Raw genomic sequence first — 22,412 nt, 5'->3', positions numbered from 1 at the left:
AAAAAGAATTAAACAAGGACGACAAAACAATTAAAGAAAAAGAATTACTACAAACAATTCAAGATAAATTACGAAACAAAAAAGTTACAATAAATTATTTAATTATTTTGGATGATAGAGAAAATGATGATGCCACTATAATTCAACAAATACCTATTCCTTCTCAGATTATTTTATACTACAATATGATGCAACTCGAACAACAACAAGTAAAAGTTGAAATATCCATTGCTAAAGTTAAAAAATAATATGATGTTATTCAAATGATTATATAAAAAAATAATGATTTCAATATTTTTATGAATAAATTTAAAAAACTTTATGATAATAAAAACAATATCTTATATAAAGATACAGAATATTTTAAATAAAAATAGATGTTTATATATTGACAATTTATTGTATGTGTGATATTATTAATGTAGTTTTTATTTAAATAAAGAAAAAATTTAATGATTAAAAAATAATATAAAAGTTTATTTTAATATTAAAAATATTAAAAAAATCTATAAATTATTTATTCATACTTAATTAGAGAGAGTTCAAGGTATTTATTTATGTTTGCTATTGTTAAATCTGGCAGTAAACAATTTAAAGTATTTCAAGGCCAAGAAATTTTTGTTGAAAAATTACCTCTTGAAGTAGATCAAAATTATACTTTTGATAAAGTTTTAGCTATTGAAGATATTCAAAATAAGAAAAGTATTTTAGGAACCCCATTTATAAATGGAGCTAAAATAGAGACTAAAGTGATTAAACAGGGCAAAGATAAAAAAATTATCGTTTTTAAATATAAAAAGAAGAAAAAATATCGTTTAAAACAAGGCCATAGACAATTATATACAAAATTATTAATTACTCAAATTAGTTTTTAAAGGCCTAATGATTCAATATTTTTTTATTAAAAACAATGCCAAAATAGAAAAAATACAAATTAAAGGTCATTCTTTATACGATATTAAAAATAGAGATATTGTTTGTGCATCTGTTTCGACAGCTATTATTATGACTTTAAATATTATTGAAATATGTGAATTTAAATCAAACATTAGTTATGATTTAAAAGAAGGTTTTTTTATGCTAAAATTATTAAAATATGATTATATTTTAAATAAATTATTGTTAAATTTAGAATATACTTTAAAAGATTTAAATCAGAATTATCCAAAATATTTACAAGAAATCCAAAATTAATTTATTTAAAAATATTATAAACCCTTTTTTAAAAGATAGAGAAGGATGTTAATTATTGGGAGAGGAGATGATTTTTAATATTATGTTGAAATTAAATATACAATTATTTGCTACTAAAAAAGGTGTTGGTGCTACTCGTAATGGTCGTGATTCACATTCGAAGAGATTGGGATGTAAATTATCTGATGGTCAATACGCTCATAAAGGCTCTATTATTTATCGCCAAAGAGGAACAAAGATATTTCCAGGAGATAATGTAGGTATAGGAAGAGATCATACTTTATTTGCTTTAATTAATGGTATAGTTCAATACAAAAGTAAAGGTAAAAAGAAAAAACAAGTTTCTATGTATTTTGTTGATAAAATAATTAATTAAAAAATTTGGTATGGGGTCCCATAATAAATGAATTTTATAGATGAAACAATCAATTTCGTTAAAGCTGGAAATGGTGGCAACGGAATTGTTTCTTTTAGAAAAGAAAAATATGTACCTTACGGAGGTCCTTCAGGGGGTAACGGAGGTAAAGGCGGTTCTGTTATTTTTATAGGTGATTCAGGTTTAAATACTTTATTTAAATTACAATATCAACGAAAAATAATAGCTTTAAATGGAGAAAATGGTAAAAATAAAAACCAAAATGGAGCGAAAGCACAAGATTTAATTATCAAAGTTCCTTTAGGAACGTTAATTTATAATAATGAAAATAAAGAATTTATTGGTGAAATTTTAGAAGATGGTCACGAATTAGTTATTGCAAAAGGCGGCAAGGGTGGTAGAGGTAATTATTCTTTAGCTAATTCTAAAAATAAAGTCCCTTCTTTTGCTGAAAAAGGAGAATTAGGCGAAAGCTTAATTATCAAAACAAAATTAAAAGTTTTAGCAGATGTTGGTTTGATAGGTTTTCCTAATGTTGGTAAATCTTCTTTGATTTCTGCTATTTCTAATGTAAAATCCAAAGCAGCTTCTTACTCATTTACTACTTTAAAACCTTTTTTAGGAGTTGTTAATGTTGATGATTTTAGTTTTATAGTAGCTGATATTCCTGGTTTAATTAAAGATTCACATTTAGGACGTGGCATGGGCATTGATTTTTTAAAACATATTGAAAGATGTAAAGTTTTAATACATGTATGTAGCGCTGATAATGATAATGTTTATGAACTATATTGCCAGTTAAATGAAGAGTTACACAAATATAATCCTAAAATTTTAGATAAAAAACAAATTATAGTGTTTAATAAAATAGATTTAGATGGTGCACAAAAAAAATTAGATTTATTTAAAACTTATTTTGATAATGAACAAATTATCATAGCTTGTTCAATATGGCATCGTTTAAATTTAGATTCTTTAAAATATAAAATTAAAGATGTATTGATTAATCATGAATATGAACCAATTATCGAAAATTTAAAAAAATATAAATTATTTACTCTAGAAAATAAAGATGAATTCGAAATATATAAAGACCAACAAGGTTGTTTTATCATTAAATCCGAGAAAATAGAAAAATTATTTCATAAAACAGATTTAAATAATTACGAATCATTAAAAAAATTTTCTTATTCATTGAAAAAAATGGGCGTAGAAGAAGAATTAAAAAAAAAAGGTATGATAAACGAAGACAAAGTTAAAATTTGTGATCATATTTTTGAATTAGTTAATTAATCTAAATAATTAATAATAGAGAAAAGAAACTAATAATGAAAATAAAACCAAAATATAATAATCATCAAGATTTATTAAAACAAATTATTTTAGCATCCATGTTAGTTGCTATGTCTATTTGTATCCAACATATTTTAATTCAATTACCACTAACTAAATTAGTCCCAGAGCACTTTAAACGTAAATTTAGTCGAATGCTTTTTAAAGATTTTTTATGTTTCATTCCTTTGCTTATGATCCCTTTATATTCTAATAAATATGTGTCTTTTCTAGCTGTTTCTTTATCAGAAGGAATAGCGTTTTGGTATTTTGGAAGCTCTTCTGGTGCTCGTTCTGTACCATATAAACCTGAATTGAGTATTATTTTTGGTATTATTTGGGGTTTATGTCCTAGTTTGTTTTTAAATAAAAAAAATAATTCTTTTACGAAAGTTTATTTTTGTATCCTTTTACTTTTTATTTTTCATTTTTTCTTTTATGATATTTATGGTCTTATTTTGTATGGTAAGGTCTTTAATGCCAAAATACATTACGATTTAATAACAAACATGTTTAATTGTTCGCACGCAACCAAATTATATATACTTTTTCGTGTCATAATTAAGTTTTTTTCTTTATTTACTATATCTTTAATAAATACTTATTTATATCTTCGTATTAAGAAACAAGTTTTATTGTTATTTGAAACAAATATATAAGCACACTGCTTAATATTTTAGACAATTTTTTTGTTCAAGTTATTTAAGATTAACTATTAAGTTAGTCTTTTTTATTGAAAGTTAAAATCAAGTCAAATATCGAATTAAAGAGTTGTGAATATATCTAATCAAAAAGATATGAAAAATGTTATTAAAATACTTTTTACAAATTAAACATAATTTAGAACTTAGAAATAAATTAATAGAGTTATATACGCTAATAGTAAATAAAAGTAGTTTCTAAATTTAGATATTTTTGAATAATTATTCACAGACAAGATTTATTTAAAGAAGGAATTTTAGAATTAATGAAGTCTTTGAAAATTATGTAGTTCTTTGTTTTAATTTTTATGATGCACTGTTCCCAAATTTAAACATTTTTTAAAAAAAATCTTTTTTTATAACAAAAATTAAAAATTATTATTTTTTTTAAAAAATGTTTAAATTTGGGAACAGTGCCAACCATTAAATCAAAGTGTATTCTTACTATCCTCTCTCAACTCTCTCTACGAAATTACCTCAATTGAAGATAAAAATAAAGGAGTTTTAATGAATAATGATTAAATTAAAAAACCAATGTAAAACAATTTATCTTTGTTTAATAACTTTCATAGGATTATTATTTATTTTTAATAATAATAGAGTTATGGCGATGAATGATAACGAAGCTGGAACTAGTAATGCTTCGTCAATCGAAGAAATAATAACTAATTTAAAAAATTAAATTCGCGAAAATGCAAGAGAAAAAGTTAAAATAAAAGAAGAAATATTAAAAGAAGCAATTAAAGATAATTTTCAAAAAATTGAAATTCTTATTCAAATGTCAACAATTTTGAAAAATTTAATTAATAATCAAAAAGAACAACTAAAAACATATAAAACACTTTTAAATTATTTACATGATTAAAAAAATCTTTTAATTTATATGAAAAATAAAACAAAGACCCCTCCCAGGGTCTTTTTCTTTTACCTAAGCCAAACACACAATAACTGGCAAGGCCATTAAACTAAAAATTAAAGGAGAAAAACACAATGAAAAAAACAAAAAAACAAACAATCAAAAGGAACAAAACCAATCATGACTAAAAAAGAAATACAACAAAAAATAATTTCTCTTGAAAAACAATTAAAATTATTATATAATATAGCAAATGTTAAACATAAAGGAGTTGATTTAAATATGGGAAATAAAGGAAAAGTTAATGTTTTTGACGTCTCTAATTACATTATTAAACAAAATAAGAGTAAAGTTACTAATATGAAATTACAAAAATTGGTTTATTATACATATGCTAAATATTTAGTTGAAAATGATCAACCAATTTTCAATGAGCCCATTGAAGCGTGGCTTCACGGCCCTGTTTCCCCTAATTTATATAACGAATTTAAACGTTATACCTATAAACCAATTTGTAACGGAACTAAAAAAGGAGAAGAAAAACGTTTAACAAACGATCATCGTGTTTTAATTGATAAAATAATAGAATTGTATGGAAATAAAGAAGCTACTACTTTTTCTAATTTGACACATAAAGAAACTTCTTGGCAATCAACTTGGGATAATAATGAAGATTGGTCTAAAAATGTTATTAAAGATGAAATGATAAAAAATTATTTTATAAAAAATCTCAAAAAAATAAAGTAATTTTATGAGTTCAAAAGCAAAATTTCGTTATTCTTTTGTTCAAAAATATTCACCTTATAAAAATTTTAAACGCTTTAAAATTTAACAATTTTTTGATGATATTCTTTATCCTTTAGACAAACCTATACAACATGTTAGTTTTTAAAGTGTCATAAATAGTGATTTACATTTTCATAAAGTTAACAAACATAAACTTGTTAATGAAGGTTTTAAAAACGTTGTAACACTTGCAGAAGGTGAAACGGTTTATCAATTAAAAACTACAGAACAAAATCGTTTATTAGGTTTAAAAATAAATAATATTGTTTATATTCTTGGTTTTGATCCTAAACATAAAATATATTAATTTAACAAACAACAATTCTAATATATATTCGGTTGATAAACCAGAAAGTTCTAAAAAGAACGATTTTAAAAATAAAGGAGTGGTAATTAATGATTCAATTAAAAAATCAACTTAGTAGAATAGTTTGTATTTGTTTAATAAGTTTTATAGGATTATTATTTATGAATAATAATAATCGAGTAATGGCGATGAATCAAAATAATGTTTTGAATCAAATTGTTGAATTAAATAAAAAATTAAATGAAGAATTAGAAGAACAAAATCTAATGATAGCAAAAGCTTTGAAGCCCGAATTTGACGCTGTAACGACGACAGAAGATTTTTTGAACCAAGTTAAATCATTAAGTGCTTCGATTTTGAACATAAAAGAAAAAATTTATATTTTAACCGAAAGACAAATAATTGATGAAAAAACAAATACATTTATAAATCAACGTAATGATGCCATTATTGAACTTGTAAATAGTCAAGGCGATATTAGAGCCCAAAACATTATAAATATCTCGATAATAAATAGACAAATTTCTTGTTTAAGCAGAAAAGAAAACAGATTTAAGGCTTTTATTCAAAACCGCCAATATTTATTCAATAATCAAGCATCTACTAGTATAACAAAATAATTTAATATATAAATCTTATTTTTTATAAACACTTTATAAAGACCCTCATCCAGGGTCTTTTTCTTTTACCTAAGCCAAACACACAACAACTGGCAAAGCCATTAAACTAAAACCTTAAAGGAAATAAATAAACCATGACTAAAATAAAACCCATAAAAAAGTTTTTATAACCATTTCTTTATTAATCGTTATTTTATTCATTAAACTGAGTTGTTTGAAAATGTTTAACATCTCAAAAATTTTTTAAAAAACAATTATATTTTTATTTTTGCTATAATAAATTTATATTCTTAAGTTTTTATATATAAATAATTTTTTTTGAAGGGATTTCATTCAAAAAAAATTATTTAGTAGATTGAAAGATATATTTACAACAAATACAAGAAAAAATAAATAAATTTATTTTAAATTTACTATTTTGCGCCGGGCAATGTTTCCGTTTTTACTTGATGTTATGGGTTAGATTTCTCTATTATATTTTTTATTTACTTCTTAAATTATTTATTAAAAAAAATCGAAATCATTTTTATTAATTTTAATTAAAATATTTTTGGATGTTATTAATAAATTTATTTTGGATAATGAAAAGATTGATAAATTAACACTAGTTGAATATATTAATAATTTTTAGTATAATTGGCTTTAATTTATGAACCAACAAAAACTAAGAAAGAGTAAACATAACTATACATTATAATTTTTATTTGAAATATTAAATTAAAAAGATTTTATTTTGAAATAACTATGGAGTTTATATTGATTGTTATGTTTTCTTAATTTAAAATAAATACCTATATTGATAAATATATCATCTCTTATTTTATAAATGCCAAGAGAAATTTTTAAATAACTTTTAGCAAAAAAAATTTTAGTATTTAGGAAAGAAGTAATATTTTTTATTAAAATTTTTTTCTTTTGGTTATCGTATACAAAATTATCATTTTGATAAACAACGTTATAATTTTGCAAAAATTGTTTTTCTAATTCACCATAAGACATACCTAAAATATAAGAAAATTTTTTTGATATTTTAAATACAAAAGCATCACAAAAACACTCATTTAAATTCCAATCAAATTCTGTGGTAATTATTTCTTGTGTTTTTAAATCTTGTTTTGTTTTTTGTGAAAAAGAATTTTGTTTTTTAAAAAACCATGTATGTATTATAAATAAACAAATAAATAAAATTACAATAAATAAAACAAATATTTTATTTATATAATTTTTCATTTACAATAATGTCCGTCCTTTTTGTGTTATTATATTTCTTTATGATTTATATGTTTTTGCCAAAAAACAAAAACATATAAATAAATTTTATTTTAATTATTGCAAATATTATCATTATAAAAATATTAAAATTATATAATTCTTAATTTTATCGATTATTATTTTATGTATTATTTTGAAATATCTAATTTTTTCACGAATTTTTATATTTTTATAGTTATCTTATTTAGTGAACCATTAACATTTAATATCTTTTAAAGGTGTTATTATCATAAAAATAGCTAAAAATAAAATCATTTTATCATTATTTTATAATTTTTATAGAATTATCATAAATTTTATTTATGTAATTTTTCATAAATATTATTTTTTTATTTAGTTTTTGTATGGGATAACTTTGTTTTTTAATATAAAAACATTTGGTATAAACTTTAAAAATTGTTTAATCGAGTAAAATTTTATATTTTATTATATAAAATTATGAGTAAATTTTGTATAATAAATATACAATAGTTTAAATTAGAAATATAATAAAATATATTAATAAAAATGTTTAAAATAATGAATTTTTAGGTAATATATAATATATTTTGTAAATTTTGTAACATTTTTGAAAAGATAAAAGATAATTTTGCATTTGTAATTTTTGTTCGAATTTTTATATGATTATAGCATATGATTATAGCAATTAAATATTTATCTTTTTATGTTATTCAAGTTTTTTGTATAGAAAAAAATTAAATAGAAGTTCAATTTAAAAAAAGAATTTTTTTATGAATTTTATAAAAGTATTATTTGAATATTAAGGATAAAATAATGAATATAATTTTGATAGGACCACCTGCTTCTGGGAAAGGAACACAATCTGTAATTTTATCCAAATATTTTAATATTCCACATATTTCTGTAGGAGATGTTTTTAGAACAAATTTAAAAAATAAAACAGAATTAGGCAAATTAGTTATATCTTATATTAATAAAGGATTATTAGTGCCAAATGATATAACTAATTCTATGATAAGTAAATATTTAATCCAAGATATTATTAAAAAAGGATTTATTTTAGATGGTTATCCACGTAATTTAGAACAAGGTCGTTTTTTAACTAAAGAATTATCCACAAAAAATATTTTTTTAAATAAAGTTTTTTATTTTAATGTTGATGAAAAAATATTAAAACAAAGAATAATAGGTAGAATGGTTTGTCCTCAATGTGGAGATATTTATCATAAAGAAAAAAGATCTCCTGAAAGATCTGGTTTATGTAATAACGATAATACCCCTTTGATCCAAAGAATAGATGATAATTTAGATACTTTACAAACCCGTTTATCCATTTATGAAAAAGAGACTTTTCCGTTAATAGATTATTATAAACAAATGCATAAATTATTGGAGATTAAAGTAGAAGAACCTCAACAATCTATACAAGACATTACTAATATAATATTGACACAATTGAAAAATATAAAATAAAAAATTTTTTTCTATTTATTGAATTGATAAAATAAATAGAAAAAAATTTTTTATAAAAATTAAAAAAATAAAATATTGTTCTAAATATTTTGTTAAAAAAATTAATTATGTTTTGAAATAAAAAAATATTTTAATAATAATGTTCGTGATAATCTAAAATTAGAAAGTTTTCGACATAATGAAAGTAAAATTAAAAATATTATTGAATATTTCATTAGTATCCATAATATTTTGTTCTGCTTATTCACTAAATGCTAATTCTAATTTAAATAATCAAAATAATGAAGAATTGAATAATTATCCAATTATTACAAAATTAAAAACAACATTTCCAAAATTAAACAAACCTGCTTTATTGAAAAAAGTTTTAAATAAAATATTAGAAGAATTTGATAAAAATTATTATAATCAAGAAAAAAAAGATAATATTAAGGATAAAATTCAATTATTAGAAAAATATGGGCGACAAAGAGGTTTAATAAACAGTAGATTAACGAACTACAACGTGTAATAATCACGTACTTCATATCTTTGGTTTTTGAAACGAAAGAATTGAAAATTACAGCAGAAGATAAAAGCAAATTGAGGTGAAGTTATTAACCAAAATGATTTTGCAAGAAGAATGAATTCAATGGATAAGCTCTGCAAAGAGTCTAAATGCATAAAATGGGGTAATCTAAAACCAAATCGAAAATAACTGTGAAATTACGATTTGCAAGAAGGAATTAATTAATATTTTATATTTGATTAATTAAATTATTCATGACTATAAAGTCAATCTGGATTAAATTCCGACTTCTTGACCTACTCAAAGTAACTATATATATGGACTTTTGTTTATAATAGTTAAAATATGAGTTAGCATACCTAAAGGATTTACGTAGTTTATTAAAATAACTTGTATCTTCCTAAAAGATTTTATTTTCGAGAATAAAATTGAAAATAATTAAGTTTATAATCTCAAGGAAAAAGCAGAACTATAGTAGTCGTTAGAACAAAACTTAAATTGGAATATTTAAGATAATCGTCTAACCGAGGAAAAGGTTAATAACCTTTACAAGGCGAAAAGGGAATTAATTTTGAGTTCAAGAATAAAAAAGAATTTCATAAACAAAGTTAACAATTGAATTAAAAAATTCTAAAATGTTTATTCAAATAGAAGCAATTTTATGCTGTCTTTGGCTCAATAATTTAAAAACGCCGTATGCTTGGAAACTTGCTTGTACGATGTTGTGTGGGGATTGTTGTAAATAACCAAAACACAATGAATCTATCACGATAATTTAATAAATGAATTTCCTGATATAATTGAACAAACAATTTATGATAAAAGCGAATACCTTTTTGTTTTTATAGCTAATTATTCAGAATTTAAGAATTATAAAAATTACCTAGAACATAAAAAAAATAATTTTAAATCCAACACGGGAATATCTTGGCGTTTATGGCATCCCGCAAATATGACATTTATCTCAAAAAAAACAGTTGATTTTTTTGTCAATGTTTTTGAAGAAATTATGCTTTTAGAAGAACATAAACAAACCAATTTAGGAAAAATAAAAAATTTAAATCAAATAGAAAAACAAATAGAATCATTAAATCAACAAATTAATCATTATAATTTCATATTCAATCAACAACAACAAAAAATAAAACAAAAAAATACAAATATCGAAACTCTACAATATATAATTAATATAGATAAAAGTAATATTCAATCATTAAAACAGCAAATGCAAAATTTGCGAGAACAATTAATGCAAAAAAATAAAGAATTAATAGAAAATAATAAGTTATCTATAGTACAAAAAAACAGTCTTAACAGTCATATTTTGGTGTTGCAAAATGACATTCAAGCTATAAGACAAACGTTATCACAAAAAGAATTATCTATTAGTGATAAAGAAGTAACAATTCAAAATTTAATAATTCAATTACAAGAACAAAAACAAGAAATTAGTGAAATTAAAGAATTGCAAATTGAAGAAAAAAAAGCTTGGAAAACAAAAATTCAACAAAAGATTAAACAATTAAGTGATTTACAACAAGATATACAATCACAACAAGAAATAATCGATAAATTAAGTATAACTTTTAAAGATCAAACAGAATTATTGAGTAAAAAAGAAATAAAAATCCAACAGTTAACTGAAGAACTTGAAGATAATAAACAACATATTGATATGTTAAATACAGAAATAGTGGCAATTAATACAAAATTAGCTGAAAAAGTTAAAGAAATCGAAACAAATAAATATCTTTCTAAAGTAATTCGAGACAATTTAGATTTAGATATTGAACAACTTAAACAAAATAAAAAAGAATTACAACAAAAATTAGATACTAAAGAATTTATTTTAAATAGTAATCAAGATAAAATTGATAATTTAATGTTTCAATTGCAAAGAAAAAATCAAGAAATTCAAGATGTACAAAATTTAAATCAAATAGAAAAAAAACAATTACAAACAGACATAGAAAATAAAATAAAAAATTTAAAAATAATTCAAGAAGAATTAAATATATCACGTGAACGTATTATTGAGTTTAAAAAAACTGTTGCAGAGCAAAAAAATCTTATTGAGCGACAAAATGTAGCAATCGTAAATTTACATAAAGATATTGGATTAAAAAATAATGTTATACTTTCTTTAAGTAACAAAATACAAACAACAGAATCCAATTTAATTAAAAAACAACAAGAGCTTTCGGAGAATAAATCTTTATCAGAACAAGAAAAACAAGAATTAAAAGAAGATATTGATACGAAAACAAAATTAATCGAAGAATTAAAAGGACAATTATATTCAAAAGAAAATTTTTTAATTGAAACGCAAAGAGAAATTGAAAATTTAAAAAATCAATTGGATCAACAAGAAGAAAGAATTATTGCAATTAAGAAGTTAAATGAAAATGAACAAAATGAATTAAAAATGAATATAAAAGAAAAAATAATTCTTTTAACTAATTTAGAAAATGATTTAAACGCTAATCAACAAACAATTGATCAATTCAAAAAAACTGTTCAAGAACAAACAGATATTATTATTAAAAAGCAAGAACAAATTGACTCTTTAGAGTCTAATATTAAACAAAAAAATTCTGATATTCATTTGTTAGATGAGAACATAAAAAAACTAAATTCTGACTTAAATAAAAAAACAGAAGAATTATTGGAAAATGCATTATTAACTGATGAACAAAAAAAGATTTTAAATGAAGAAATAGAAAATTTCAAAAAAGAAATTCAAATATTAAAATCCAAAATAAAACAAAAAGAAAATTTTGTATATCAAGCTGAACAAAAAATTAGTAATTTAGAAAAAAACTTGCAACAACAAACAGAACAATTAGAATATAATAAACTTGTTAATAATAATGATAAATTTATGTTAAAAAGTAAAATTAATAATCAATTTACATCTTTACACCAAATTAAAACAAAATTAGATAAATATAAAACAGACATTGAAACATCTTTGATGAATAACCAAATGTTTAATTCTTTAATTGTTAAAGCGATGTCATATATGAACAATGTTCATAAACAAACTTTAGATTTTGTGCAGACAACTGTGAAACAACAAGAATCTCAAAAAATGGTCGACACAGACAGTGTTCAAATTTTTTTAAAAAAAACAGATAAGTTTCCTACTTTTGACAAAGTTATAGGAAATGAAGAAGTTAAAGAACAATTAAGAGAAAGTGTATTAAAATTAAAAAATTTAGATTTACATAAAAATATGGGTTCAACTACATCGCCTAAAGGTATTTTATTATATGGACCGCCAGGAACAGGAAAAACTTATTTAGCAAAAGCTTTTGCAAAAGAAGCTGGATTACCTTTTTATTCTCTAACATCATCTGATTTTTCTAATAAATATGTAGGAGAATCTCCGAAATTAATTAAAAATCTTTTTGAAGCAGCTAGAAAAAATTCACCAAGTATCATCTTAATAGATGAATGTGAAGTAGTATTTAGAAAACGTGACAGTGAAGGTTTAAATTCTGATCACGGGAACGTGATTACTGCTTTTTTATCACAAATCGAAGGTATTTATACAGACGAAAATAAACCTGTTTTTGTTATAGCAACAACAAATTTTAAAGATGATATTGATAATGCTATTTTAAGCAGATTCAATAAAATGATTGAAGTTGATTTTTGGGTAGAAAAAGATATAATTATATTTCTTCAATTAACATCTGCTAAATATAATTTAGATATTAGAACTTATAAATATTTAGATAATATTGCTAAACAAATAATGGAATCATCAAGAAAAGAATTAAGAACTCCTAGAAAAATAATAGAACTTTTAGAACAAGCTGCTTCAATTGCTATTTCAAAGCATGAACATTTAAATATTATGCCAATAGATTTGCAATTATCATTCGATAGGATAACACAAAAAAAGAACATGATTGATTGGACTTCACATAAACACGAAAAACATGACAAAGATGAATTATTTACGACTAAAATATTTAAAAATACTCCTATAAAACATCTTTTTATAGACAGTCCTTTTATTAATAAAGAAAAACAATATTTTACATTAATTAAAAATGGTTATATGAAAAATAAAAAATTTGTTTACAATACAAATTTGCCAGAAAAAATAATAGAGGTAGAAATCGATCAAAATAATTTAAAAAACATAAATAATTTTTATTCTTCTACCAATCCTTTACCTGATGATTTATTAGGATTTTATTTTGAAACAGATGATAAAAGTAAAAAAATAAAAGAATTAAAAACAATAAATAATTTAGAAAATATTTTAAGTGAAAGTGTTAATGCTAAAGTTCCAAAAATTTATTTTATATGGGATATAGAAAAAATAAAATATAATAAAAACAAAATGAACAAATTATTAACTCTATATACAAATAATTGGGAGTTTTTCAAATTAGATAATCTTGTCCAAACACAATTATCAGAAATGATCAAAATACCTGAAAATCATGAAATAGATTTTGAACAAAAAATAATTCAATATATAGAAGAAATAAAAATAAAATTAATAAATGATATTTATGATCAAATACAACGCAGTAATGATTTTAAAAATTTAGAATATCATTCTCAAATCAAAAAAGAAATCCAACAAGAGATAAATACAATTTTTAATCAAAATAAAATTTCAGAAACTTTAGAAGAAATAAAAAATAAAATTATTTTTAGTATGCAACAACAAATGATAACAAAGAAAAACAGTTTCTTACAAGATCAAATTGAACAATTTATAAACGAAATGTCTTTTAATAAAAAAATATTTGATAATTCAGACATACAAATGATTAAAATCAAAATGATTGAAAATATTTATAATTATTTCATAAACAAAGAATATTTTACGGTAGAAAAAATTCAAAATAAAATAAACGAAATAAAAAATAAATATACTGAAAAACTTTTTAAACAAAAATGGAGTTTAATATTACAAAAATTAAATATTGATTTTAATTTAGATAAAGACAAGATAATAAATAAATTAGAAAAAATAACTAAAGAAGAATTATTTTATGCTAATTTAGATTTAAATCAAATAATTGAATTCCTTAACAAAGAAGCTGCCAAAGAAATTCAAATTTTAGAAAATAATTTAAATCAGAAAATATCAGAAAATATAAATAGATATATATTGTTAAATAAAGATTTAAATAAACAATTTTCTAATCAAGAAATAGAATTAATAAATAAAGGAGCTGTTTTAATCGCTAAAGATGAATTAAAAAAAGGAAATATAAAAGAAGATGAAATATACGAAAAAATAAATTATTTTATTAAAAATTATAAAACGCATGAAGCAAAATTTGAAAACTCCAAAGATATTTTTTCTATCATTACAGAAAATTTTTATTGGTTAAAATTTGTTTTAATTATAATTATCTGTAAATATTTTTTTCAATCTAAAAAAAATTAATTAAAAAGATAATTTTTTGATTGAGTTTCTTAAACAAAATCATTATAAGTCTTAGATGAAGTTGAATTGTTTATTCACAAAAATAAACAATTTGACTTTTTTGTTTAAAATTTATCCAAAAGATCTTTTATTAGTTACAAAAATTAACCAAAATATTTGATAAGATTTTGAACGGTTTTTCAGTTCCCAATTTAAACAAATATTGTTAATAAATATTTTTTGGTTTAAAACATATTTATTTATGTTATTATTAAAATAATGAATAAATAATTTGAAATTTTTAAAAAAGTCATTTTTTAGAAAGAATTAAGATTTTTTAACGGTTTTGTTTTTAAGAACAATCCACATCACAATACTAAGATTATCATAGATAAGGTACGAAACTTAGTAAAAATTGTTGGAACAAAATATAACCTGGCATGGTTATAACAATCATCCAAGTAATTAGATAAAAGAAAGTTTTTGACAAAAAGCAAGTAGTTATTAATTTGAATATTCAATGATTAAAGCGCAATATTATGCTGTTTGATAAACTGTCATATTCAATAATAGACAAGTTATGAACATCGTCATGATTGAGAATGACAGAGTTTATAATAAAAAGTAAATCATAGATAAATTAATAAATATTTGTATATGCAAACAAGAGAGCGAATACTCGTTTTATCTTTTCTGAAAGCGGTCAAAAATACTTTTAGAGGATTAGAGATATAGACGTTTTCAGATATCTTTTATAGATAGTTAGTTAATCAAATTAATTAACCACAATTAACAGCAAAATGCAAGAGTTTCAACTACTACAATTCTAGGAAAACCGTCTGTTTAGTAAATTATTTAAATTTTAAGACATGCTAATTTGTTATATAACAAAAATTACTTAAAAATAGCTGATTTATTCTCATTTGTTGATTTAAATAAACTTTATTTTTAGAATGTCAGAAGAAAGAAATTTAAAAATGATTAACAATATCAAAGAAAAAAAATTTATTTTTATAACGGGTGGAGTAGTTTCTGGTTTAGGAAAAGGTATTATTGGTGCCGCTATAGGTCAAATTTTAAAAAAACGTGGATTAAAAGTTTTTATGAAAAAAATAGATCCTTATATTAATGTCGATTCTGGTACTATGAATCCTATTCAACATGGTGAAGTTTTTGTTACTGATGATGGAGCTGAAACTGATTTAGATTTGGGTCATTATGAAAGATTTTTAGATGAAAATTTATCTAAAGAATCTAATGTTACTACAGGCCAAGTTTATCAAGATGTTATTAATAAAGAAAGACAAGGTCAATATTTAGGCCAAACTATTCAAGTCATTCCTCATATTACTAATGAAATTAAAAAAAGAATTTTAGAAATTAGAACTATGCATGAGGATTATGATATTATTATTGTCGAAATCGGCGGAACAGTTGGAGATATTGAATCTTTACCTTTTTTAGAATCTATTAGGCAAGTTCGTTATGATTTGGGTTTTCATAATACCCTTTATATTCATAATACTTTAGTTCCTTATTTAAAAAGTTCTAACGAAATAAAAACGAAACCTACTCAACATAGTGTTAAAGAAATAAGATCTTTAGGAATTCAACCTCAAATATTGATTTTAAGAAGTGAAAAATCTATTTCTTCTGAAATAAAACAAAAAATTTCTATTTTATGTGATGTTCATGAAGATGCTATTTTTGAAAATATTGATGTGGATATTTTATATAAAATTATTGTTAATTTAAATAAACAAAAAATAGATGATTTTATATTAGAACATTTTCAAATAAATAATGTAAAAAAATCCGATATATCTTCTTGGGTTAATTTGATTAATAAAATCCAAAATTTAAAAAAAAAAATTAAGATTGGTTTAGTAGGGAAATATATTGCTGTTAAAGATTCTTATTTATCAATTATAGAAGCTTTAAAACATGCTGCTTATTATCATGAAACTGATATAGAAATTATATGGATTGATGCAGAACATGTTAATGATGAAAATGTTGTTTCTTTATTAAAACATTGTCACGGTATTTTAATTCCTGGTGGTTTTGGCTTGAGGGCTTTTCAAGGCAAAATAAAAGCCATTAATTATGCTCGTGTTAATAATATTCCTGTATTTGGTATTTGTTTAGGGATGCAATTAATGGTTATTGAATATGCTAGAAATGTTTTAAAATTAGAAAATGCTAATTCTATAGAATTTGATGCTGATACTTTAATACCTGTTATAACTCAAAAAAGGAAAAATTCTGTTTTAGGTGGTACATTAAGATTAGGTTTATATTCGTGTTATTTAAAGCGAAATACTAAAAGTTATGAAATTTTTAGACAAGACATTATTCACGAAAGACATAGACATCGTTATGAGATGAATTCTGAATATATTTCTTGTTTTAATGATGGTAATTTTATTATTGCAGGAATTAATGAAAAAGAAAAATTTCCTGAGATTATAGAATTAAAAAATCATATTTGGTTTATAGGGGTGCAATTTCATTCTGAATTTGTTTCAAGACCTTTTAAACCTCATCCTTTATTCAAAGATTTTATAAAAACTATTTTACAAAAAAATTAGATTTAAAATAAAAAAAATCGATTTATCATCGATTTTTTTTATTTTAAATAACTTATTTAATATTATTCTAAATTCAAGTCTTTAACTATTGCTTCTAATATTGGTTTTAATTTGCCTTTGAAATCACTTTTTTGCGTTTTGGTTAATTCATGATCTTTTCCTAAATCAGTTATTTCTTGTTGCAAAGTTTTTATTTTATCTTTAGTACTTGTTGAGACTTCTTTTTCTTTAATTTTTTTGTCTTGTAAAGGTTCCACTTTGTTTGTTATATATGTTTTTAGTTCAGACGCTTTTGGTTTTGCTTTTTCATCATCTTTTAACATTTCTTCCCATTTTGTGTTTAAATCTTCTACAGATTGTTTAGTAATACTCTTAAACCAACCTAAAAAAACACCTAAAGTCAATACTAACAATAATACAACTGTAACAGAAGAAACACCAACAATTATTTTGCCTTTTTTAGTTTTTAACAAACTTTCTTTTTGCATTATTATATCCTTTCTTCAAGATTAATTCTAATTTAAAAAAAAATTAGAATTTATTAAATCTTTTTTCAGATTCAATACTTTTATTATAACATATATTTATTTAAATAAATTATTTGATTTTATTAAAAATTTTATGTAAAATTTTATCTGTTTTATCATCTTTTTCTATTTTTAAACTATTTTTATGATTTAAAATCCTCTCTATATAATAAATAGATTTTTTTTTGTTTGCAATTGCTATATTTATAGAATTTTTTATTTCATCGTTAGAATAATTTTTATCTAAATACCAAGATTTAATTATTTCTAATTCATATGATGATAAATTTAAACCCTTTAATTGTTCTATTTTGTCTATTGTTTCAGTAATATATTTATTTTGTTGTTTTAATTGAATATTTTTTTTTTTTTTAAAATAAAGTTGTTCTAATTTATGAAAAGTGTTATCTAAATTAAAAACTTCTATTATTTTATTATCTTCTTTGTCTTCTGAAAAAGCAAAAAATTCTTTTTGGAATAATTCTTCTAAAATATTTTCTATTTCATTTTTAGATAAATTAGCTTTTTTGGCTAAAAATAAAGAAGAAAAATTTTTATCTTCGAGACAATCTAATAATAAAATTAAAATCCTTGCTTCTTGAAATGTTAAATTTACTTTATGATATTCTTCGATTAACATTTTTTCAATATTTAAAAAGCCTTTTTCATAAAGAATTTTAAACATTTTTTATCTCCTTTTCTTTATTAATTTTGATTAAAGCTTGTTCTGCCGCTTTTTGTTCAGAAGCTTTTTTGGTTTTTCCCATACCTCTTCCTAATAATTTATTTTCTAAATAAACTTCTGCTATAAATTCTTTTTCATGTGCAAGGCCTTTTTCAGAAATTATTTTATAACAAATATTTTGTTTATTAGTTTGGATTAATTCTTGTAATTGAGTTTTAAAATCTATAATATTGATAATTTTTTGTAAATAAGGTAATACAATATGTTGAAAGGTTTTTTGAGCTTTAATATAACCTAAATCTAAGTAAATAGCGCCAAATAACGCTTCAAAAGCATCAGCTATGATAGAATAATTATTATCATATCTTTTCTTTTCACCTTTACCTAATAAAATATAATTTTTTAATTCTATTTCTTTTGCATAAATTAATAAAGAATCGATACAAACTGCTTGAGCTCTTTTTTTAGTCATAATACCTTCATTATCTTTATTTTTTTTATATAAATAACTCGCCATTAAAAAATTAATAACAGAGTCTCCTAAAAATTCTAATCTTTCATTATTATTTTTACGAAAATGATGTTCATTAGCATAAGAACTATGTGTTAAAGCATTTATATATAATTTAATGTTTTTTGGTTTTATATTTAATCTTTTAAATAATTTTTTTAAATGCATGATTATTATTAACTCTTTTTTATGTTATTTTGTGAAATTTTATTTAAAAAATTAGCTTCAATTAAAAGTTTAGCTTGAATGATTGCTTTATAAAAAGCATATTCATTTGAATTACCATGAGCTTTTATTACAATTTTATTTAAACCTAATAACATAGCGCCACCTATTTCTCGAGCATCTAAGTTTTTTTTCATTTGTTTGAATTTTTTTTGAAATAAAATTTTACTTACAATTTTTTTCAACCAATTATTAGTTAAAACTTGTTTTATTGAATAGAAAGCATTTTGAAAAGCTCCTTCATAACTTTTTAAAACCATGTTAGAGGTAAATCCATCACTCAGTAAAATATCTGCTTCAGTATTAAAAACATTTTTAGATTCTTCGTTGCCTTTAAAAATTATTCTGTCGTCTTGTTCTAATAAATTATAAACTTTTCTTTCAAAACTTCTTCCTTTATTTTTTTCTATTCCTATATTTAATAATTTTACTATAGGTTTTTCGATTTTTAATAATCCTTTAGCCGCCCAAGAAGCATAAATAGCAAAATTTAATAAATTTTCTGGTTCAATTTCAATATTAGCACCAGCATCTATTAAAATTTTTTGTTTATTATTCATGGACTTAAAAATAGGTGCCAAAGCTATTCTCGAAACATTATTAAGAGTTCTTATTATTAAAAAACTTGATAAAACCAAAGCTTGCGTTGGACCAGCCGAAACGACTCCGTCTACTTGATTTTGTTGAGCAGCTTTGAGAGCTAAAAAAAGAGAATTTTTATTATTATCTCTTAATTCTTCTCTTGTATTTTTGATATTCATTTTTAAAAAAAACGGAGTATGAATAATATTTATCCTGTTTTCAACTGATTTATAATAAGAAGAAGAGATTTTATTTTTTATTATATAATTTATTTTATCTTTATCACCGTATAAATAAATATATAATTTTTCTTCTTTAGATAAAGCCATTAAACTTCCTTTAATTGTTATTTCAGGGGCTAAATCGCCACCCATGGCATCTATAGCTAATTTAATCATTCGTGACATACCTTTTTTAATTTTTTATATTGTTAAAATCTTTTTTAATTTGTTGTATTATTGGATAATCTTTGATTATATGTAAAAATTGACATTTAAAAAAACCACTTTGTTGTTTTCCTAATAAATCACCTGGTCCTCTTTTATAAAGGTCAAAATAACTTAATTTTATAACATCATTTTCTTTTTCTAATATTTCTAAACGTTCGTTATCTTTTTTATAAACTAAATAACAATAATTTTGTTTATTATTTCTACCTACTCTACCTCTTAGTTGATGTAATTGACTTAATCCAAAATATTCTGCTCCTAAAATGATCATAGTTGTAGCATTTTGGATATCAATTCCTACTTCAACTATTGAAGTCGCTAATAAAATACCTTTTTGATCGGATATAAATGTTGAAATAGTTTTTTCTTGTTGTTCTGATGTTTTTTTACCATGTAAAACATAAACATTTTCTAGCTTTTCTTTTTTTAAAAAAGAAGTTACATTTTCAATATTAAAAAATTTTTTATTATCTTTGATAGCAGGAACTATAATATAACTTTGTTCATTACGGGATTGATTTTGTTTTAAAATAGATACAATCATTTTAACAGAACATTTTTTTGTAATAATATTTCCTTTCGCATGAGGTTTTTCAGTTAATACTGATATTTTTAATAAACCCGAATAGATAAGAGCTAAAGTTTTGGGGATAGGAGTTGCTGTTAAATATAAGGTATCTGATATTTTATTTTGAGCAATAGTTTTATTTTTAATATCTGTTCCAAATTTATGAGTTTCATCGATAATAATGAGTCCCAATTGAAAAAAATCTATGTTAGCTAACAAATGAGTTCCAAAAATCATTTTATATTTATTATTTTTTATTTCTTCTTCGTATAATTTCTTTTTTTTACTTTTAGAAGTTAAAATAATTGTTTCGATTGTTGGAAAAAGTTTTTTAAAGTTTAAATAATGTTGTTTAGCTAAAATTTCTGTAGGAGCCATCATTAAAACTTGTTTATTTAAACTAATTATTCCGATAGCAGCTATAAAAACTGTAATAGTTTTACCAGCGCCGACATCTCCTTGAATCAATCTTTGAGTAGGATAATCTTTTTTAAAATCAGAATATATTTCGTTGACTATTTTTTTTTGATTTAAATTTAATTGAAAAGGGATTTTGTTAATCATTTGTTTAACATAATTCATGTTACATATTAAAGGTTTTTTCAAGGGTAATACACATGTTTGACACCATTTTTTAATTATAATAAAAGCTTCTTCGTATTTAAATCTTCTAAAAGCTTTGTGTAATATTTGTTGATTCGAAGGAAGATGTAAATTTTGAAGAGCTTGTTTTCTATCTATTAAATTATATTTTTTTAAAATTTTGCTATCTAAATTTTCTTTTATTCTTAAATCAGGATGTTTAAAAATTTGTTGCATCAATGTATAAATTGATTCATCCGGAATATCTTTGATTTGATAAATGGGTTTTATTTTATTCATTAAATTCAATTTACAAGATATAAAAGAAGCTATAATGGCATTATATTTAATATAATATGTACCTTTAACAAAAATATTTTGATTTATTTTTAAAAAATTTAGAAAAAAAAATTATTAAAAATAATTATTTTGAAATTCATTTTTTGATTTGTTGATATTTGAAAAATTTTGGTATTTTGTTTGAAAAAAATTTTTATAGGAATTGGTTCTTGTATTATGGAACCATATAAATTAACTTTGTCTTTATTTTGTATTGTTTCTAATTTAGATAAAATAAAATTTTGATATTTTTTAGGTTTTTTTAAAATTAATGTTTCTACATTATTTATATTATTTTTGATTAATTTAGTATATAAATTAGACTTTATAAAAATTTCTCCTAAGTTATTCGTCATTATTACCTCGTTATTTTTATGATGATTTGAAAAATTAATTAAATAATATTTTTTTTAATTAATATTAATTTTTTAAAAATTTCTTTTAAATTTTCATAAAATTAATATTAAATTTAAAATAAAGATGATTTTAAACTTTTTAAAAATAATTTCGATTTCTATTCAATTATAACATATTTTAAATTTCTATTTTCTTAACCTTTATTATTA

20 protein-coding genes are annotated in these 22,412 nt (G+C 21.6%); 13 read left to right on the top strand and 7 right to left on the bottom strand.

What is annotated here, in order from left to right:
• Positions 1-107: 107 nt before the first annotated feature.
• From AADV48_RS02550 to AADV48_RS02510, 9 genes are all read left to right on the top strand, one after another.
• Positions 108-248: a hypothetical protein gene (locus AADV48_RS02550; RefSeq protein WP_341266507.1), complete on the top strand. Its 141-nt coding sequence runs from the start codon at positions 108-110 to the stop codon at positions 246-248.
• Positions 249-557: 309 nt separating this feature from the next.
• Positions 558-875 (top strand): 50S ribosomal protein L21, encoded by a 318-nt coding sequence (gene rplU / locus AADV48_RS02545; RefSeq protein ID WP_341266506.1) that lies wholly within the window; start codon positions 558-560, stop codon positions 873-875.
• 7 nt (positions 876-882) lie between these two features.
• On the top strand, positions 883-1,194 hold the full coding sequence (locus AADV48_RS02540; RefSeq protein WP_341266505.1) for a ribosomal-processing cysteine protease Prp: 312 nt from the start codon (positions 883-885) through the stop codon (positions 1,192-1,194).
• Between the two features lie 79 nt (positions 1,195-1,273).
• The gene (gene rpmA / locus AADV48_RS02535; protein WP_423064660.1) at positions 1,274-1,570 is read left to right on the top strand and encodes a 50S ribosomal protein L27; all 297 of its coding nucleotides are present in this window, start codon (positions 1,274-1,276) and stop codon (positions 1,568-1,570) included.
• 27 nt (positions 1,571-1,597) lie between these two features.
• Complete coding sequence (gene obgE / locus AADV48_RS02530; RefSeq protein WP_341266504.1) at positions 1,598-2,863, top strand: GTPase ObgE; 1,266 nt, start codon at positions 1,598-1,600, stop codon at positions 2,861-2,863.
• Positions 2,864-2,898: 35 nt separating this feature from the next.
• Positions 2,899-3,561: a hypothetical protein gene (locus AADV48_RS02525; protein ID WP_341266503.1), complete on the top strand. Its 663-nt coding sequence runs from the start codon at positions 2,899-2,901 to the stop codon at positions 3,559-3,561.
• A gap of 556 nt (positions 3,562-4,117) precedes the next feature.
• Positions 4,118-4,285: an SVM family protein gene (locus tag AADV48_RS02520; RefSeq protein ID WP_341266502.1), complete on the top strand. Its 168-nt coding sequence runs from the start codon at positions 4,118-4,120 to the stop codon at positions 4,283-4,285.
• 354 nt (positions 4,286-4,639) lie between these two features.
• Entirely contained in the window at positions 4,640-5,206 is a 567-nt protein-coding gene (locus tag AADV48_RS02515; protein WP_341266501.1) for a Panacea domain-containing protein, read from the top strand.
• A gap of 435 nt (positions 5,207-5,641) precedes the next feature.
• Positions 5,642-6,172 carry an SVM family protein gene (locus tag AADV48_RS02510; protein WP_341266500.1) on the top strand — a complete coding sequence of 177 codons (531 nt, stop codon included), beginning with the start codon at positions 5,642-5,644 and terminating at the stop codon, positions 6,170-6,172.
• 717 nt (positions 6,173-6,889) lie between these two features.
• Here the strand turns inward: AADV48_RS02510 and AADV48_RS02505 are convergent.
• A complete protein-coding gene (locus tag AADV48_RS02505) occupies positions 6,890-7,402 on the bottom strand; it encodes a hypothetical protein (protein WP_341266499.1) in 513 nt (170 codons plus the stop codon).
• An 816-nt stretch (positions 7,403-8,218) separates the two neighbouring features.
• Here AADV48_RS02505 and AADV48_RS02500 point away from each other — a divergent pair.
• The 4 genes from AADV48_RS02500 (at position 8,219) to AADV48_RS02485 (ending at position 17,378) form a co-directional block, all read left to right on the top strand.
• A complete protein-coding gene (locus AADV48_RS02500; protein ID WP_341266498.1) occupies positions 8,219-8,878 on the top strand; it encodes a nucleoside monophosphate kinase in 660 nt (219 codons plus the stop codon).
• Between the two features lie 178 nt (positions 8,879-9,056).
• On the top strand, positions 9,057-9,389 hold the full coding sequence (locus AADV48_RS02495; RefSeq protein ID WP_341266497.1) for a hypothetical protein: 333 nt from the start codon (positions 9,057-9,059) through the stop codon (positions 9,387-9,389).
• A gap of 949 nt (positions 9,390-10,338) precedes the next feature.
• A complete protein-coding gene (locus AADV48_RS02490) occupies positions 10,339-14,808 on the top strand; it encodes an AAA family ATPase (RefSeq protein WP_341266496.1) in 4,470 nt (1,489 codons plus the stop codon).
• 956 nt (positions 14,809-15,764) lie between these two features.
• Complete coding sequence (locus AADV48_RS02485) at positions 15,765-17,378, top strand: CTP synthase (protein WP_341266495.1); 1,614 nt, start codon at positions 15,765-15,767, stop codon at positions 17,376-17,378.
• 62 nt (positions 17,379-17,440) lie between these two features.
• Here AADV48_RS02485 and AADV48_RS02480 read toward each other — a convergent pair whose 3' ends face one another.
• From AADV48_RS02480 to AADV48_RS02455, 6 genes are all read right to left on the bottom strand, one after another.
• Positions 17,441-17,866 carry a hypothetical protein gene (locus AADV48_RS02480; protein WP_341266494.1) on the bottom strand — a complete coding sequence of 142 codons (426 nt, stop codon included), beginning with the start codon at positions 17,864-17,866 and terminating at the stop codon, positions 17,441-17,443.
• 109 nt (positions 17,867-17,975) lie between these two features.
• A complete protein-coding gene (locus AADV48_RS02475) occupies positions 17,976-18,590 on the bottom strand; it encodes a DnaD domain protein (RefSeq protein ID WP_341266493.1) in 615 nt (204 codons plus the stop codon).
• Complete coding sequence (rnc, locus tag AADV48_RS02470; RefSeq protein WP_341266492.1) at positions 18,583-19,269, bottom strand: ribonuclease III; 687 nt, start codon at positions 19,267-19,269, stop codon at positions 18,583-18,585. The genes AADV48_RS02475 and rnc overlap by 8 nt, the downstream gene beginning before the upstream one ends.
• A gap of 8 nt (positions 19,270-19,277) precedes the next feature.
• Complete coding sequence (gene plsX / locus AADV48_RS02465; protein ID WP_341266491.1) at positions 19,278-20,306, bottom strand: phosphate acyltransferase PlsX; 1,029 nt, start codon at positions 20,304-20,306, stop codon at positions 19,278-19,280.
• Positions 20,307-20,322: 16 nt separating this feature from the next.
• On the bottom strand, positions 20,323-21,807 hold the full coding sequence (locus AADV48_RS02460; protein ID WP_341266490.1) for a helicase-related protein: 1,485 nt from the start codon (positions 21,805-21,807) through the stop codon (positions 20,323-20,325).
• 98 nt (positions 21,808-21,905) lie between these two features.
• Positions 21,906-22,202 carry a hypothetical protein gene (locus tag AADV48_RS02455; protein ID WP_341266489.1) on the bottom strand — a complete coding sequence of 99 codons (297 nt, stop codon included), beginning with the start codon at positions 22,200-22,202 and terminating at the stop codon, positions 21,906-21,908.
• Positions 22,203-22,412 lie beyond the last annotated feature (210 nt).

Origin of the sequence: Candidatus Phytoplasma fraxini, from assembly GCF_038024965.1 — a bacterium.
Lineage (GTDB): Bacteria > Bacillota_I > Bacilli_A > Acholeplasmatales > Acholeplasmataceae > Phytoplasma > Phytoplasma fraxini.
Note: the sequence above shows the minus strand (reverse complement) of the source record. Positions and strands in the feature narration are given on the sequence as shown.

Coding starts and splice junctions, on each gene's coding strand:
- rplU (WP_341266506.1), top strand. CDS start 558: ATGTTTGCTATTGTTAAATCTGGCAGTAAACAATTTAAAGTATTTCAA.
- AADV48_RS02540 (WP_341266505.1), top strand. CDS start 883: ATGATTCAATATTTTTTTATTAAAAACAATGCCAAAATAGAAAAAATA.
- obgE (WP_341266504.1), top strand. CDS start 1,598: ATGAATTTTATAGATGAAACAATCAATTTCGTTAAAGCTGGAAATGGT.
- AADV48_RS02525 (WP_341266503.1), top strand. CDS start 2,899: ATGAAAATAAAACCAAAATATAATAATCATCAAGATTTATTAAAACAA.
- AADV48_RS02520 (WP_341266502.1), top strand. CDS start 4,118: ATGATTAAATTAAAAAACCAATGTAAAACAATTTATCTTTGTTTAATA.
- AADV48_RS02515 (WP_341266501.1), top strand. CDS start 4,640: ATGACTAAAAAAGAAATACAACAAAAAATAATTTCTCTTGAAAAACAA.
- AADV48_RS02510 (WP_341266500.1), top strand. CDS start 5,642: ATGATTCAATTAAAAAATCAACTTAGTAGAATAGTTTGTATTTGTTTA.
- AADV48_RS02505 (WP_341266499.1), bottom strand. CDS start 7,402: ATGAAAAATTATATAAATAAAATATTTGTTTTATTTATTGTAATTTTA.
- AADV48_RS02500 (WP_341266498.1), top strand. CDS start 8,219: ATGAATATAATTTTGATAGGACCACCTGCTTCTGGGAAAGGAACACAA.
- AADV48_RS02495 (WP_341266497.1), top strand. CDS start 9,057: ATGAAAGTAAAATTAAAAATATTATTGAATATTTCATTAGTATCCATA.
- AADV48_RS02490 (WP_341266496.1), top strand. CDS start 10,339: ATGACATTTATCTCAAAAAAAACAGTTGATTTTTTTGTCAATGTTTTT.
- AADV48_RS02485 (WP_341266495.1), top strand. CDS start 15,765: ATGATTAACAATATCAAAGAAAAAAAATTTATTTTTATAACGGGTGGA.
- AADV48_RS02480 (WP_341266494.1), bottom strand. CDS start 17,866: ATGCAAAAAGAAAGTTTGTTAAAAACTAAAAAAGGCAAAATAATTGTT.
- AADV48_RS02475 (WP_341266493.1), bottom strand. CDS start 18,590: ATGTTTAAAATTCTTTATGAAAAAGGCTTTTTAAATATTGAAAAAATG.
- rnc (WP_341266492.1), bottom strand. CDS start 19,269: ATGCATTTAAAAAAATTATTTAAAAGATTAAATATAAAACCAAAAAAC.
- plsX (WP_341266491.1), bottom strand. CDS start 20,306: ATGATTAAATTAGCTATAGATGCCATGGGTGGCGATTTAGCCCCTGAA.
- AADV48_RS02460 (WP_341266490.1), bottom strand. CDS start 21,807: ATGAATAAAATAAAACCCATTTATCAAATCAAAGATATTCCGGATGAA.
- AADV48_RS02455 (WP_341266489.1), bottom strand. CDS start 22,202: ATGACGAATAACTTAGGAGAAATTTTTATAAAGTCTAATTTATATACT.